This window comes from Gallaecimonas aegicerasi, assembly GCF_045291545.1.
Lineage (GTDB): Bacteria > Pseudomonadota > Gammaproteobacteria > Enterobacterales > Gallaecimonadaceae > Gallaecimonas.
In genome coordinates this window covers 1159760-1174492 of the sequence record NZ_CP149514.1, presented here as the reverse complement: position 1 = coordinate 1174492, position 14733 = coordinate 1159760, and the positions used below count along the sequence as shown (strand labels likewise).

Genomic DNA, 14733 nt, shown 5'->3' with positions numbered 1-14733 from the left:
GCGTTCACAAATTTGGCCTGCATTAGTTAACAGCGTGCTTTTAGAATTAGCACAGGCGAAAAAAGCAGCGCAAGGCTTTTTTTGCGTTTTTTATTTCCTTCAATTTCAATAAGTTAACCAAGCATGGGAACGAAGGGGGCATTCCCTTTACGTTAACGGAAATGCCTTTTCAGGATGTCAGCCACCCCTTGCGGGAGTTTTTTCGGTGCCAATTGCAGGTAATAAGGACCACCTCGCACCTGATAACGGCCACCGTGCCACTGCACATTTGCCGTAGCAAACTGCAATGTCAGCTCAGGGTAATGCAACAGCAGCTGGTCTTTTTTCACTTCCGCAGCCTGTAACTGGCCCAGATGCTGGCCTGCCCGCAACCCCAGCAGCCACTCCAGCAGTACAGCCACAAAAATAAAGGCCAGGGTCAGCGCCGTTGGCCAGTGCCAGCCGCCACCCAGTTGATAGTCCAAGCCAGCCAGGATCATCAGATACAGCAAAAAACGCAAAAAGGTCATGACTGTTGCTCCAGCAACCACTGCACCGGGTGCAGGGGTTTTTGTCCGTCCATTCGGGCCACCTGACAACGGCAGGAATAGCCAGTCGCCAGCACCGTTGTTGCTGTGGCCACTTTCGGTTGCCAGCTCATGGCATAAAGCGCTTTGGAACTGGCTTGATGTTCCTGTTCGTGGCCGTAGGTTCCTGCCATACCACAACAGCCAACGCTGGCAACGTCAAGGTTGTAACCGGCACCGGCAAACACCTGCTGCCACTGTGCCTCACTGGCTGGTACAGCGGTTTTCTCAGTGCAGTGGGCAAACAGCGTCGCCGTCGGCACCGCTGAGCCCTTACCGTTAAGCGTTGCCAGCGTCGCCGGTGGCAACTGTACCAGCCACTCCTGCACCAGTTGCACCTGGAAGTTGCCGCGAGCAGTGCCCAGCACCTTGTGGTATTCGTCACGGTAGCAAAGCACCAGCGACGGATCGACGCCCACCAGCGGCAAACCCTGCTCTGCCAGCGTATTGAAAAACGCCGCAGCATCCCCTGCCGTTTTCGCAAACCGCGAAAGAAAGCCTTTTACATGTTCCGGTTTACCGTTGGGTTTAAAGGGCACCAGCTTGGGTATAAAACCCAGCCGCGCCACCAACTGCACCAGGGCGGCCACCACGGCCGCGTCGTAATAGCTGGTGAAAGGGTCTTGCACTATCAGCAGCAGTTTGTCTTTTTGCGGGTGGCGAACCAGTTTGTCCAGATCCCAGTCCAGCGCATCATCACCGGCCAGGCGCTGCTCAAGGGTAGGTACCGACAGCAGTGGCGAATCCACCATGCCCACGGTACGGGCCAGCAGCCCCTGCACCCAACGCTGGCGCAGCAGCATATTAACCGGCTTGGCAAAACGCGCCATCAATGGTGCCGAACGCTCGACACTGGCAATAAGGTGGTCTTTTATGGGCCGCAGGTAACGCTGATGATACAGGTTCATAAAGCGGGCACGAAAAGTGGGCACATCCACTTTAATGGGGCACTGGCTGGCACAGGCCTTACAGGCCAAACAGCCATCCATTGCCTCTTTGACTTCCCGGCTGAAATCATATTCACCACTGAACTGGTTTCGCAGGCGGTTGAAAAACGGCAGTTTCTGGCCACTTTTTTCCAGCTGATCGGGATCAACGCCGCGTTCTGCCAACAGCCGCAACCATTCACGCATCAGCCCGGCACGGCCTTTCGGTGAATGCTGACGCTGGCCCGTAACCCGATAGCTGGGGCACATCGGCGTATCGGCATCAAAGTTAAAGCACAGGCCATTACCATTACAGGTCATGGCACCACTGAAACTGTCACGCACCGTGATGGGGATCTGCCGGTCACGGGCACCACGCTTGGGGCCATCGACCGACACCAGCTGGTGATCGCCTTCCAGCGGCACACAGATTTTGCCTGGGTTCATGCGGTTATCCGGGTCAAACTGGCTTTTCACCCAGCGCAGTTCGTCCCATAGCGCGCCGAAAAAAGTCGGTGCATATTCCGAACGAAAGCCCTTACCGTGCTCGCCCCACATCAGGCCACCATACTTGGCGACCAGCGCCACCACCTGATCGGAAATTTGCCGCAGTCGCTGCTCCTCTGCCGGGTCGGTCATATCCAGTGCCGGGCGCACATGCAGCACCCCGGCATCGACATGGCCAAACATGCCGTAATGCAGCTGGTGGTTATCTAAAAGGGCGCGAAAATCCATGATGAAATCGGCCAGGTTTTCCGGCGGCACCGCGGTGTCTTCGGCAAACGGCTGCGGCTTGGCCCGGCCGGGGGTATTACCCAACAGCCCCACGGCCTTTTTTCGCATGGCGTAGATGCGGCCGATGGCCGCCAGATCGCTGGTGAGCTGATAGCCAATAATGCCACTGTCGCCGCCGCACAGTTCGTCCAACCGGGCGCAAAGGCTGTCGACTTTTTGTTGCTGGGCATCGGCATCGGTATCGTTGAACTCAACGATGTTCAACCCCTGCATTGCTTCGCCCGGCACATCGGTGATGAGCTCCTTAACCTGGTGCCAGATGATGTCTTCACGGGCCAGATTCAGCACCTTGGAATCGACTGTTTCCACCGAGGTAGCCTTAGCGGCCACCAGAAACGGTGCGTTACGCAGGGCCTTTTCAAAGCTGCGGTACTTGATATTGATGAGCGTTTTAAAGGGCTCGATGGGGTTCAGGTGCAGCTTGGCTTCGGTGACAAAAGCCAGCGAGCCTTCTGACCCACAGATCAACCGGCCCAGATCAAAACGGCTAAGGTCGTCGTTATAGACGTGCTCCAGATCGTAACCGGTCAAAAAGCGGTTAAGGCGCGGAAACGTATCCAGAATTTGCTGGCGCTTGGCCTTCAGGCGTTCAGCCACAGCCCGGTGCAGCACACCGCTGGTGCCGGGCATCTCGGCCAGCTTGCCGATATCAGCCGCTTCGGTATAAAGCGCTTCCCCGCTGACCAGCACGCAGCGCAGCGCCTGCACATGGTCGGAGGTTTTGCCATACACCAGTGAACCCTGACCGGAGGCGTCGGTGTTGATCATGCCGCCAATGGTGGCGCGGTTGGAGGTAGACAGATCCGGGGCAAAGAAATAGCCATGGGGCTTTAAAAAGGCGTTGAGTTCATCCTTGATGCAGCCGGCCTGCACCCGCACCCAACCCTCTTCGGCATTAAACTCGAGAATACCGCGCATGTGCCGCGACATGTCCACCACCACGCCACTGTTGAGGCTCTGGCCATTGGTGCCGGTACCGCCGCCACGGGCCGCAAAATACACCTGCGGGTGCTGGCGGGCGGTTTTGGCCACCAAGAGCACGTCATCATGGTCGCGTGGCAGTACGATCGCTTGCGGCAACAGCTGGTAGACAGAGTTGTCGGTAGCCGCACTCAGCCGTTCAGCGTAACCGGTTTCAATGTCGCCACGAAAACCGGCCGCGCGCAGATCATTAAGATAGGCCTGATAGAGCGCCGAAAGCTGGGGTTGGGTGTCGAGTCTGGGAAGCATACTGGCCGCAAGCAAAGGGTTTTGGCCAGTATATCAAAACAAACCCCGGCCAGGCCGGGGTCCTTTTCACTGTTGTGCCAATACGTTATCAGTACGTTTTAAGGTGTCGTGGCACAGTGATTGCTCGGTGCGCGCCACCAATGTCGCAACTGCCGTATCCCCCACCACATTGGTGGTGGTAACGAAGGCATCACAGATGCGATCCACTGCCAGAATAATGGCCATGGCCTCCATCGGCAGGCCCAACTGGTGCAGCAACACGCCGGTAGTGACCGCCGCACCGCCCGGCACTCCGCCGGTAGCAATGGCCAGCAAAAAGGCGGTAACACCGAGGGTCAGCAGCTGGCTGCTTTCCAGGCCGGTGCCATAGGCATTAGCTACAAACAGGGTGGCGATGGTCATGTAAATGGCAGAGCCTGACATGTTCATGGTGGCACCCAAAGGTACGCCAAAACCGGCTACATTGCGGTCAACGCCCAGCTTCTCGGTGAGGGTTTTGAAGGTCACTGGAATGGTGGCATTGGAGCTGGCAGTGGATAACGAAAAGAAGATTTGTTCGCGCAACTTGGCCAGATACAGCAGCGGGCTGATACCGGTAAAGGTGCTGATCACCAACGGATAAAACACCAGGATCCACAGCAGCATTACCGACAGGTTGGTGGCCACGTAGGAACCCACAGCACTAATAGCCTGGGTGTTGAGCGACGCCGCCAGCTCGGTGGTAAGAAAAAACACCCCGTAAGGCGCCAGTGCCATCACCATTGCCACCAGCCGCATCATCAGGTTATTGGCAATGGCAAAGCCGCGCGAAGCAGCACCGGCTTCGTCTTTTTCCAGGCCCTTGATGGCAATACCGACGATGATCGCCATAAACAGAATTTGCAGCATGTTGCCGTCAACGAAGGCTTTGACCGGGTTAGATGGCACCACCGAGGCAATCAGTGCCAGCAGCGACGGCGCCTGGGTCAAGCTGGCGTGATAAGGCGCCCCGTTGACAGTAAGGCCGGCACCCTGCCCCGGTGCCAGCCACAGGCCAATAGCCAGCGCCATGCTAATAGCCAGCACGGTATTGACCAGATACAGCACAAAAGTTTTGCTGCCGAGCCGGCCAAACTGGCCGAGGTCGTCCAAAGAACACACGCCGTTGACGATAGAAACAAACACCAATGGCACTACCAGCAACTTGATCAGCGATACAAAAATACCGCCGGCGGTGGCAAACAGGCCGTGGATCACTGTGTGCTCAATAAAAGCTACATCGGCGAGTAGCCAGCGGCTGATGGCGCCCACCAGAATACCGGCAAGCAGAGCAATAAAAATGCGGGTTGTCAGGGAATCTTTCATGGTTATTTTTATGGTCGTGTGAATAAGGCGGCGGCACTATAACGCAATGGCCGCCACCATGCTGGCCCATGGCCGCAGCGCAGCGGCCGGTTAACGCATCTTGGCGCCAGCCGCAGGCTTTGACACACTGCACAGCATTACCCGCGCAGGAACTGCTCATGCTCACCATGGATCTCGTGTTGCTCTTTTTACTGGCTGCCGTATTGGGTGTGCCGCTGTTTCGCCGCCTGGGTCTCAGCCCCATTCTGGCGTACCTGGCCGCCGGGCTGATGCTGGGGCCGTCGGTACTGAACTTGGTGGGCGATGCCGACACGGTGCTGCACTTTTCTGAGCTGGGGGTGGTGCTGATGCTGTTTGTACTGGGGCTGGAGCTGTCGCCAGGGCGGGTACTGCAACTGAAAAACAGCATTTTTGTACTGGGCCTGGGGCAACTGTTGCTGAGCATGGCAGCTTTTGCCGGCATCGCTCTGTTGTTTGGCCTTAGCTGGCCAGCGGCACTGGTGATTGGCGCCGCGCTGGCGCTGTCGTCCACGGCCTTTGCCGTGCAACTATTAAAAGAGCACAGCCTGCTGGCATCCAAAAAAGGTCTGGACGCCTTTGCCGTACTGCTGTTTCAAGACATGGCGGTAGTGCCTTTGTTGCTGATACTGGCCGCGCTGGCACCCGGTAGCGGCCACAGCCAACTGGCGCCCTGGTATGTGCTGCTGGGCGCTTTTGCCGGGCTGGGGCTGTTTGCCCGCTACGCCCTGCCGAAGGTCATGGAGCTGGTGGTTGCGGCGCGGGTGCGGGAAGTCTTGACCGCGCTGGCACTGCTGCTGGTGCTGGGCAGTGCCTGGCTGATGGAGCAGCTGGGGCTGTCGGCCGGCATGGGCGCCTTTCTAGCCGGCATGTTGCTGGCCAACTCGTCTTACCGCCACCAGTTACACGCCGACATCGAGCCATTCAAGGGCTTGCTTTTGGGGCTGTTTTTTATGGCCATCGGCATGATTTTAAAGCTGTCTTTACTGTGGACGACACCACTGGTGGTGCTCGGCGCCCTGGCGCTGCTGTTACTGGTAAAAGTGGCCGTGCTGTGGCCACTGGCCAGGCTTTGGGGCCACAGTAACAAAGAAGCTCTGCAACTGGCGGTATTGCTCAGTGAAGGGGGTGAGTTTGCCTTTGTACTGGCCAGCCAGGCCGGCGCCAGCGGCCTGCTTACGCGCTATCAGCAAAACCTGCTGGTGCTGGTGGTGGGTTTGTCGATGGTGCTCACCCCCTGGCTCTTTGCCCAGGTGCGCCGTCGCTGCACGGCGCCGGTCAGTGAACTGGATGCGCCCAAACCCGACCCCACAGACAAACCCCGGGTGATCATTGCTGGCTTTGGCCGCTTCGGGCAGATTGTTGGCCGGGTACTGGCGGCCTACCGCATCCCCTTCATTGCCCTGGATAAAAACGCCACGCACGTCTCGCTGGTGCGTAAATATGGCGCCGAGGTATTTTTGGGTAATGCCACCGAGTACGAACTGCTTAATCAGGCCCGCGCCCATGAGGCTGACATTCTGGTGCTGGCAGTAGACGACAAAAAAGACGCCATGGCCATTGTTGCCCTGTGCCAGGCCCGCTTCCCCAACCTGACACTACTGGCCCGGGCCATAGACCGTTTACATGCCATTGAACTGCGCGAGAAAAAAGTTCATCAGGTCTTTCGGGAAACCTTCACCTCCGGCCTGGAAGCCACTCAGGCCACCTTACTGGCACTGGGTATTCCCGAGCCAGAAGTGCTGGATATTGTTAGTAAATTCCGTGAACACGACGAAGCTTTACTGGATGCCGCCGTTGAACACATCGATGACGAACAGGCGCGTATTCAACTGGTGCAGGCCAGCCGCAGCCAGTTAGCCAAGCTGCTGCGTCAGGACGCCGAACTCTAACCACTGGCTGTTGCAAATGGCACATACTGGCGCAGTAGCCGAAACACACTTTTTTACATTGCTGCGTTTGAGCGGCGCCAGCAGCACGGTATGGTAGCGGTGTTATGTCAGGGATGCTGATGCAGTGAAGAAGGATGCCCACCCATGAGCCGCTCACCCAGCCAAACACTTTTCAGTGTTGCGCTGTTGTTACTCACCGCCACTGGCTACTGGGGCATCTACGCTAATTTTATTCCTACCGCCGCCTGGCAGCACAGCGCCAAGTGGCTCAGCCTGGCTCTGGCGATACCCATTACCTTGGCCATCTGGTGGGCTTATGGCAGCGGCCACTGGCAATTTCGCCAAGCAAAATCCCTTTATCGCAAGGCATTAACCTTGCTGGCGTTACCGCTGGCCTTTGGTTGCATGCTCTGGCTCAGTGTCGGTTATGGCTTGCCGGCCATCATTACCCATTGGGCCGGCAAGCCCTACAATGCCAGTTACCGGCTGCATAAGTACCAGCCCGATCACCCGGCATCAGGGCAGCTGCTCACACGCAGCCTCAAAGGGCTATTGGATGACCAAACAGACTGCCACTACCGGCTCAGTGGCCCGGCATTAGAGCGGGCCATGCCCCACTACCTGTGCACCACTGCCAGTGATTACCGGTTGCTAAAGCCAATTGACGTAGAGGATGTGTTTGGCCAGCAAAGCCCTTTGGGAGTGAACATTGACCACTATTCCCGCCACCATCCGCTGGCGCTGCGCCGCAGTGACCCGGTCTACCCCCAGGCCGCTGCAGCCGGGCACATTGCCGGTTACGTCATGTTGCAGTTTGACATCGATATCCACGGCAAACCGCAGCATATTCAGGTAACCCAGTCTCACCCCGCGCAGCTGTTTGATGCCGCCGCCATAACAGCCGTCAAAAAATGGCGTTATAAACCGCTGGTTGTCGCCGGTAAGGCACGGCCACAACAGCAAAAACTAATATTACGCTTCTCGCCCTATCAGCCCCCGGCGTAGCACCGTGAACAACCACTGATGACGCCACTATTTACCAAGGAGATACCTATGAGTCACCACAACAAGCCTTGGCGTGTTGCCCGCTTCGCCACTGTGGCCATCATGCTTGCCGGGCTCAGCGCCTGTACCATGACCGGCAGCATCAACGGCCGTATGAACGGCAAGCCCGTCACTATGCACTACCAGCAACGCTTTTTGGCTCAAAGCGGCACCCTGAGCACCACCCTACCCAGCGGTGAACACTACACCGGTAAAGTGGTAGTCGGCAGCACCACTGACTCTGGCCTCACTTTCGGTGGCAAATCAAACGATATTGGCGTGTACAGCGGTGGCGGCAATACCTCTAACGCCGCTGCCGTACTGATGGGCGATAAAGGCGGCTCCATGCATTGCGTATTCACCCTGGAGCAACCTGACAGCGGTATCGCCGGTGGCGGCGTGGGCCAGTGCAAGCTCGATAACGGCGACGTGATCAACAGCAGCTTCTAAGCTAACCGCCATATAGCCAAGCCCAGCCGCCTTCGGGCGGCTAAGGCATTGATAATAAACAATGTGAAGCCACTCACAGTAACGTCATCTGTTACTGAAATAATGGCCCAGGCCGGCGTAAGGTAACGCCAACAGCCAGAAAACCAGGGAAGGTGCGGCCCGCAACGCAGGGGCGGTAGCGTGGCTAAATCCCCCTTTCTGACACTCTTTAACGCATTTGATGTGCCTGCGGCACTGCTGTTTACGTGCCGGTTTCCGCACCGGCAACCAGGTTCCTTTGCCCGTTAAGTGCAGCGCCGCTGTGGCAGGAATGAAGGTTCAGCTGAGGCAGGACGCCGAAGCAGGTGAATACGTGTCAGGACACGCGTATGAACCGGTGAACCGGGAATGACGAACACAGCGTCAGCGCGGAACATGGGCGAGGGTTTTGCTGACTTTTGCCCCCCAAAAGTCAGGCGCGTGTAGGGGCGCCCCCTACAATAAATACTGGATTTTGATGTGCCTGCGGCACAGCTCTTTGTGTGCCGGCTCCCGCACCGGCAGGCGGGTTTTGTCCAGCCCTGACTCACTCGCTATTGATAATTGTGACTGCGGTCTTCTGTTTGCTTTTCTGCCCGTTAAGTGCAGCGCCAGCGGAACATGGGCAAGGGTTTTGCTGACTTTTGCCCCACAAAAGTCAGGCGCGTGCAGGGGCGCACCCCTGCAATAAATACTGGATTTTGATGTGCCTGCGGCACAGCTATTTGTTTGCCGGTTCCCGCACCGGCGGGCGTGTTCCTTTCTTGCTTGGCCAAAGAAAGGAACCGAAAGAAGGCCACCCCAGCGTTACGCTCAATCCGTGCTGTAAGCCGCTTACCGGGCACCGGCTCGTACGCGTGTCCTGACACGTACTCACCTGTTTCGCCTTCCCTGGCTCAACGGCCCTATCGCAGCTTCCACCCCGGCGCTGCACTTAAAGGGGCCCCAAGAGCCATACTGGCAGGCATGGCAGACTATCAAACAGTGGGTTGCGTCGTTCAGGTTTTTGGATGGGAATACAGTATATCCAGCCGAGGTGTGACAATCTGGCACCTTTATTACCCACCCTTGGCTCATATATTCCGATAGGGTGTCTACAAGGTATTGATTAATATAAGTAAGTAATAAGGTCCGACTTCAAGATAAGAAGCCGGTCAAACCAGCAAAAGAAGCCGACGCATTTTTGCGCAGCTGCTTGGATACATTAGTCTTGTAAAAGAACGAGTTGCGGTTGTTCGGAATAATGCTCTAATGAATAAAAACGAGCCGACTTCATAACTATTGTTATGCAATAGGCGCACTGTGAATTAAACAAAGGATATTCTATGTGGAACGAATTAGGTTTTAGAGATAACCCGTATAGCCCTCGCCCTATTAAGGCCAATGAAGAGGGTGTAGAGCTTCTCGTTGGCCGTGATTCAGAGTTGCGTAAACTAATGACCTATATTAAGTCATCTGACACTCACCCCACGCTTGAAGGTCCTAACGGAGTTGGAAAAACCAGCCTAGTGTCGGTTTCAGGGTTTAAGCTTTTTAAGGACTTCATCAATGGATCAGGGCCAGCATTTATTCCAATCGAACCGCCTTTCCAGCTAACCAGTGAGGACAGCCTACAAAGCTTTAGGCAAAAAGTACTTTTCTCTGTTGCTCAAGCCTTTATTACTAACCATGAAGCGCTTAAAGAAAAAGGCTATAACGTTCCAGAGATAGACAATATTAATCAGTGGCTTAATTCGCCACTCTTTCACCTGACAGGTGGAGGTGCAAGTTTTGCAGGATTTGGTGGGAATGCAACCCGGTCGACCACGCCAAACAGCGGTGCTGGATTCACAGAATCCGGATTCGTGGTGGCAATTCAGTCTTGGTTGCAAGATTGTTTTCCGTCAAGATCTACTGGTGGCTTTATATGTACCATCGATAATTTGGAGCTATTGGAGACCTCAAGAGGTGCACGAGAGTTATTGGAAGCCATGCGGGATGAATTATTAAATATAAATGGCCTGCGTTGGGTTCTTTGTGGTGCAAGAGGAATAATAAGAAGCTCTGCTTCATCTCCTAGACTGCAAGGCGTACTTGCCGATCCGTTAGATATAGACCCTATTCGCGATGCTGATGCCGAATTGGCTTTATCAAAAAGATTAGAAATATATGCACTTGAAAGTGCTAACGCTCCAGTCGAAGCTGATGGTTTTACACATATTTATAAAATTGGAAACCGTAACCTTCGGAATGCTCTTAAGTACTGCGAAGACTTCGCTCTATGGGCCCACCTCGGTGAAAATATACCCACCGATTCTAAAGACAAGTTAGCACTAATCGAAGCATGGATGGCAGAAACGGCTGATAAATATGAAATAGATACAAAAGGCGTGGGAAATAGAGCCTGGAAGGTGTTTGATGACCTGATTGCAGCTGGTGGCAATGCATCTCCTAGTAACTATGAAGATTTCGGATATGATTCACAACAATCTATGCGGCCGCAACTGAAGCTACTTGAAGATGCAAATTTAATTGAAAGCACGATTGACGAAACAGATAAACGCAGAAGGACTATATTAGTCAGCTCGCGTGGGTGGATCGTAAATTACAAAAGGTCGGGATTTCAAAGTGCATAACAAAGCGCTGCTGACGGAAAGTTTTTCCGCTGCGCTCCAAACCAGCCGCAAATGTAGGCGTTAGCTATACAAGGAGGATTCGGTGCTCGATTGGATCAAGAAGTCAATATCAAAAGGCATTTGGCACTCTCTAGCCGTAATAATTGTTGTTCTTGTAGCAGGCCCTGAAATCATGATGAATATGGAACTCATGGCAATAGTTGAGTTATTTGGTGCTTCAATGTTCGTTTTAATTTATGCCTCAGGTTTAAAATTATTCCTTTCTAATCTTGTAGCTAAATATAAAAAATTTGAACGCCATTCAGTTTTCTTTATGCCTTCGTTACCTATATTAAAGCAAATGCCTTCACTGGCCTTTCACGCAATACCTGGACGAACTTTTAGCATCTTCTTTTTTGGTTTTATAGCCGTTAGCATGTCGTGTATTTACATAAATATACTTATTGGTGAATAGTATAGCTAACAAGTGACTGTAGCTCTCAGCCGCTTTCCGCCCGTTAAGTGCAGCGCCAGCGGAACATGGGCAAGGGTTTTGCTGACTTTTGCCCCACAAAAGTCAGGCGCGTGCAGGGGCGCACCCCTGCAATAAAAGCCCCTTTATAGAAGTATTATTTCCTCAATCCTGTAAGGATATAACGCTATTAAACGGCGTATTATTTTAAATACCGTTACCAGCAAAGGAACACGCTCATGACCACTGGCACAATTAAGTCCACTACCGCCACCTTACAGGTCGGTGTTGCCAAGGCTGATGGCAAGCTGGCACTCACCACTGATGAAGTGCTTTTTTCGCCCTACAACCAGCAACTGGGCCTTGGCCCTTACCGCTTTGCACGTAGCGCTATTAACGCCGTGAGCAAGTGCCTGGGCAAAGGGGGAGGCCTGTTGCCCGTGACTACCGACGCCATTCGCGTTACCTTGAGTAACGGGCAGGTTTACGAGTTTATTGTTGCCGAGCCGGAGCAGTGGCTAACAGCGCTGGCCGGCCCCAAGGGCTAAACCACATACGAGGAAGCACACCATGAAAGCACTCTACCGCTACCCTCTTATTCTGGCGTTGCTGATAGCCGCCATTACTGCTTACCACCACGGCAGCGCCACTGGCGTGTTTGCCTTTGTGATACTGGGCTTTGGCCTGGAAGCGGCGTTTTGGGCAAAGTTGTTTAATTCCAAAAAATCGAAGTAACAGGAAAAACAGTATGAAAAAACTAGCCATAGTATTGGCGTGCTCTTTGTTATCAGCCTGCGCAACAACACAGACCAAGAGCTATGACATGCAACTTACTTGTCAGCATGACGGCGCTGCCATGATGCCGAGACCAATCGTTTCTTTTTCTCCTCGTTACCCCAAAAAGGCTTACGACGAAGGAATTCATGGCTGGGTAAAAATGGCAGCTAAAATTAATACAGATGGGAAAGTAGACAGCGTTAAAGTACTAGATTCCTCACCTAAGGGGGTGTTCGAGAAAAATGCTAAAAGTGCTTTTGAAAAATGGCTCTATGTTCCCATGAAGATAGACGGTAAGCCTGTAAGGTTTCGTTGTGAATACACTATGAAATTTAATAAAAACGATTAACAAATCAACTTTAATTAAATTTGCAAAGGAGGTCAATAACAAAAACTAGCACTACAAAAAAATTAGGGAATATAACTTAAAAGGGTTTTGACATGTTGAAAAAATTACTTATTATCGCTTCTGTTTTATTGTTCTCTGGCTGCGCTTCGAATCCAATGGCCGTGTCAGCAAGCCAAAAAATACAACCCCCAGAAAATGATAAAGCTCAGGTTGTTTTTATGCGTTCCAGTTTTTTAGGTGGTGCTATTAATGCGTCGCTCTATGATGTTACAGATGGAACGATAAAGTTTATTGGTATAGTGTCTAACGGAACAAAAATAGACTACAACACGACGCCAGGGAAACATACTTTCATGGTTGTTTCCGAGGCCGCCGATTTTATGGAAAGCAACTTAAAACAGGGTAAGAACTATTTTAGTGTTATTACACCACGAATGGGGTTATGGAAAGCAAGATTTTCATTGTGGCCATTTAAGGATGATCCTAAAGCAGAACACAGAGTAGGCACATCTGAGTTCAAAGATCTTGTTAAAAATACAACATTAGTAAAAAACACAGAAAAATCTCTTTCTTGGTACGAGCATAATAAAAAAAGCGTCAAAGAAAAGTATAGTGAGTACTGGCCAGTATGGGAAAAGAAATCTGCGGATGACATTTCCAAAAGAACACTTAGCGTTAATGATGGTATGTAAGTAAAGTGGCTGGCCAGTAACAGTGTTACTGGCCAGCCAAACTGGTTGAAAGAAAAAACCAGTTACTCGACTCCCCAAGACTTTACTCTTTCATCAGGAACAATCCATGCACCAATACCAACCCACTCCATTAACGTCTACCAAGCTGGCCGCAGTGGCTTTTGTTATTGCTGGCGTGCTGTTTTTGGCAGGCTACCTGCACGGTATGGCGAAACCGGCATTCGGGCTTTTTATGGCGGCCGGTTATCTGCTGATAGCCCCGGATTATTGGCGCCGCGGTTTTATGCATACCGCTACTGGTGCAAAACTCACTCGCCCTCTGGCCATTGCTGGCGCCGCATCGATACTGGCGGGCGTTAGCGTGCAGTTTGGCTGGCTGTAATGTTCAGGCTCAGCCCGTAACGCATGCCATAACCCTCCACCGTTTCCCGCTATCATCGCTTTATTCAGCCATTACATCTTTCACTTGCTAAGTCGCTCTTTGTGCTGAACTATTTCAGTATCAGTCAACACCGCTTTGGTGAACAGAACATGGATCTGGCAATCATCCTGCTGGCGTTGGTCATAGTGCTGGTGGCGCTGTTTGATTTTACTAACGGCTTTCACGACGCCGCTGACATGGTGGCAACCGCTGTGGCCTCGCGGGCCATGACGCCGGGCATTGCCATCGGCATTGTTACCCTGTTTACCTTTATAGCCCCCTTTAGCGTTGGCCTGACGGTCGCTGACACCGTTGGCACCTTTGTCAACGTCGGGGCAGCCTCCACCATTGACGGCGAAACCCTGGTCATAGCGGCGCTGTTGGCTGCCATCACCTATAACCTGGCCACCTGGTGGCTGGGGTATCCGTCGTCGTCGTCTAATTCGCTGGCCGGAGGTCTGGTTGGCGCCGGGCTTTACTGTGTCGGCAGTAACCATATCGACTGGGGTATTACGGCGCTGGCAAATGGGCAACTGCACGGGGTGATGAAAGTGGTAGCCGGGCTTTTTGTATCACCCTTTTTTGGTTTTGTGATTGGCTTTTTGGTGATGAAACTGCTGTTTCGGTTACTACACCGGGCATCACAAAAAACCACCCGGGTTTTTGTGGTGTCGCAGTACATCAGCGTGGCCTGGCTGGGCTTTTCCCATGGCGCCAATGACGCCCAAAAAGGTATGGCGGTGATCGGCATGATGCTTCTGGCCAGTGGTACCACCAGCACCTTCACTATTCCTGACTGGGCCATTTTTCTGTGCGCGACGGCCATTACCCTTGGCACCCTCTTTGGGGGCTGGCGGATCATCAAAACGCTGGGCTTTGGGCTGTTTCGGGTACGGGTTATTCACTCGGTAGCCAACCAGTTAGGGGCGGCATTGGTTAACAGTGTGGCCACCCTGAGCGGTGCGCCCACCTCTACCACTCAGGTTGTTACCGCTACGCTATTGGGTAATGGTGCAGCCGAAAAGCCGCAGCATGTGAAGTGGCAAACGGCGCGCAGCATCGTAGCGGGCTGGTTTATGAATGTGCCGGTATCGATATTACTGGGTTGGTTTTATTGCCTGATTTTTCTCAAATTGTGGAGCTGA

At 53.2% G+C, this 14733-nt stretch carries 14 protein-coding genes; 11 read left to right on the top strand and 3 right to left on the bottom strand.

Annotation, left to right across the window (positions count from 1 at the left end; genetic code table 11):
* Positions 1 to 152: 152 nt before the first annotated feature.
* From WDB70_RS05780 to WDB70_RS05770, 3 genes are all read right to left on the bottom strand, one after another.
* Positions 153 to 509 (bottom strand): hypothetical protein, encoded by a 357-nt coding sequence (locus WDB70_RS05780; RefSeq protein WP_406667518.1) that lies wholly within the window; start codon positions 507 to 509, stop codon positions 153 to 155.
* On the bottom strand, positions 506 to 3517 hold the full coding sequence (locus tag WDB70_RS05775; protein WP_406667516.1) for an FAD-binding and (Fe-S)-binding domain-containing protein: 3012 nt from the start codon (positions 3515 to 3517) through the stop codon (positions 506 to 508). Before WDB70_RS05775 ends, WDB70_RS05780 begins: the two co-directional genes overlap by 4 nt.
* A gap of 66 nt (positions 3518 to 3583) precedes the next feature.
* Positions 3584 to 4861, bottom strand: a complete 1278-nt coding sequence (locus tag WDB70_RS05770; protein WP_406667514.1) for a dicarboxylate/amino acid:cation symporter — start codon at positions 4859 to 4861, stop codon at positions 3584 to 3586.
* A 158-nt stretch (positions 4862 to 5019) separates the two neighbouring features.
* Here WDB70_RS05770 and WDB70_RS05765 point away from each other — a divergent pair, with 158 nt between their 5' ends.
* The 11 genes from WDB70_RS05765 to WDB70_RS05715 all read left to right on the top strand — a co-directional run bounded on the left by WDB70_RS05765 (position 5020) and on the right by WDB70_RS05715 (position 14733).
* Positions 5020 to 6771 carry a cation:proton antiporter gene (locus tag WDB70_RS05765; RefSeq protein ID WP_406667512.1) on the top strand — a complete coding sequence of 584 codons (1752 nt, stop codon included), beginning with the start codon at positions 5020 to 5022 and terminating at the stop codon, positions 6769 to 6771.
* A 144-nt stretch (positions 6772 to 6915) separates the two neighbouring features.
* Positions 6916 to 7776 carry an energy transducer TonB gene (locus WDB70_RS05760; protein ID WP_406667510.1) on the top strand — a complete coding sequence of 287 codons (861 nt, stop codon included), beginning with the start codon at positions 6916 to 6918 and terminating at the stop codon, positions 7774 to 7776.
* A gap of 48 nt (positions 7777 to 7824) precedes the next feature.
* Positions 7825 to 8265 (top strand): hypothetical protein, encoded by a 441-nt coding sequence (locus WDB70_RS05755; protein ID WP_406667508.1) that lies wholly within the window; start codon positions 7825 to 7827, stop codon positions 8263 to 8265.
* A gap of 1343 nt (positions 8266 to 9608) precedes the next feature.
* Positions 9609 to 10898: a hypothetical protein gene (locus WDB70_RS05750; protein WP_406667506.1), complete on the top strand. Its 1290-nt coding sequence runs from the start codon at positions 9609 to 9611 to the stop codon at positions 10896 to 10898.
* Between the two features lie 82 nt (positions 10899 to 10980).
* Entirely contained in the window at positions 10981 to 11352 is a 372-nt protein-coding gene (locus WDB70_RS05745; RefSeq protein WP_406667504.1) for a hypothetical protein, read from the top strand.
* 236 nt (positions 11353 to 11588) lie between these two features.
* Complete coding sequence (locus WDB70_RS05740) at positions 11589 to 11897, top strand: hypothetical protein (protein ID WP_406667502.1); 309 nt, start codon at positions 11589 to 11591, stop codon at positions 11895 to 11897.
* Between the two features lie 22 nt (positions 11898 to 11919).
* A complete protein-coding gene (locus tag WDB70_RS05735) occupies positions 11920 to 12084 on the top strand; it encodes a hypothetical protein (protein WP_406667500.1) in 165 nt (54 codons plus the stop codon).
* 13 nt (positions 12085 to 12097) lie between these two features.
* Positions 12098 to 12475, top strand: a complete 378-nt coding sequence (locus WDB70_RS05730; RefSeq protein WP_406667498.1) for an energy transducer TonB — start codon at positions 12098 to 12100, stop codon at positions 12473 to 12475.
* Positions 12476 to 12567: 92 nt separating this feature from the next.
* Positions 12568 to 13167 (top strand): hypothetical protein, encoded by a 600-nt coding sequence (locus WDB70_RS05725; protein WP_406667496.1) that lies wholly within the window; start codon positions 12568 to 12570, stop codon positions 13165 to 13167.
* Between the two features lie 106 nt (positions 13168 to 13273).
* Entirely contained in the window at positions 13274 to 13549 is a 276-nt protein-coding gene (locus WDB70_RS05720; RefSeq protein WP_406667494.1) for a hypothetical protein, read from the top strand.
* Between the two features lie 101 nt (positions 13550 to 13650).
* Positions 13651 to 14733 carry an anion permease gene (locus WDB70_RS05715; RefSeq protein ID WP_406667492.1) on the top strand — a complete coding sequence of 361 codons (1083 nt, stop codon included), beginning with the start codon at positions 13651 to 13653 and terminating at the stop codon, positions 14731 to 14733.

What these genes read in the sequence shown, in the direction of transcription:
- WDB70_RS05780 (WP_406667518.1), bottom strand. Translation starts at nt 509, where the DNA reads ATGACCTTTTTGCGTTTTTTGCTGTATCTGATGATCCTGGCTGGCTTG.
- WDB70_RS05760 (WP_406667510.1), top strand. Translation starts at nt 6,916, where the DNA reads ATGAGCCGCTCACCCAGCCAAACACTTTTCAGTGTTGCGCTGTTGTTA.
- WDB70_RS05740 (WP_406667502.1), top strand. Translation starts at nt 11,589, where the DNA reads ATGACCACTGGCACAATTAAGTCCACTACCGCCACCTTACAGGTCGGT.
- WDB70_RS05750 (WP_406667506.1), top strand. Translation starts at nt 9,609, where the DNA reads ATGTGGAACGAATTAGGTTTTAGAGATAACCCGTATAGCCCTCGCCCT.
- WDB70_RS05765 (WP_406667512.1), top strand. Translation starts at nt 5,020, where the DNA reads ATGCTCACCATGGATCTCGTGTTGCTCTTTTTACTGGCTGCCGTATTG.
- WDB70_RS05730 (WP_406667498.1), top strand. Translation starts at nt 12,098, where the DNA reads ATGAAAAAACTAGCCATAGTATTGGCGTGCTCTTTGTTATCAGCCTGC.
- WDB70_RS05725 (WP_406667496.1), top strand. Translation starts at nt 12,568, where the DNA reads ATGTTGAAAAAATTACTTATTATCGCTTCTGTTTTATTGTTCTCTGGC.
- WDB70_RS05735 (WP_406667500.1), top strand. Translation starts at nt 11,920, where the DNA reads ATGAAAGCACTCTACCGCTACCCTCTTATTCTGGCGTTGCTGATAGCC.
- WDB70_RS05770 (WP_406667514.1), bottom strand. Translation starts at nt 4,861, where the DNA reads ATGAAAGATTCCCTGACAACCCGCATTTTTATTGCTCTGCTTGCCGGT.
- WDB70_RS05775 (WP_406667516.1), bottom strand. Translation starts at nt 3,517, where the DNA reads ATGCTTCCCAGACTCGACACCCAACCCCAGCTTTCGGCGCTCTATCAG.
- WDB70_RS05755 (WP_406667508.1), top strand. Translation starts at nt 7,825, where the DNA reads ATGAGTCACCACAACAAGCCTTGGCGTGTTGCCCGCTTCGCCACTGTG.
- WDB70_RS05720 (WP_406667494.1), top strand. Translation starts at nt 13,274, where the DNA reads ATGCACCAATACCAACCCACTCCATTAACGTCTACCAAGCTGGCCGCA.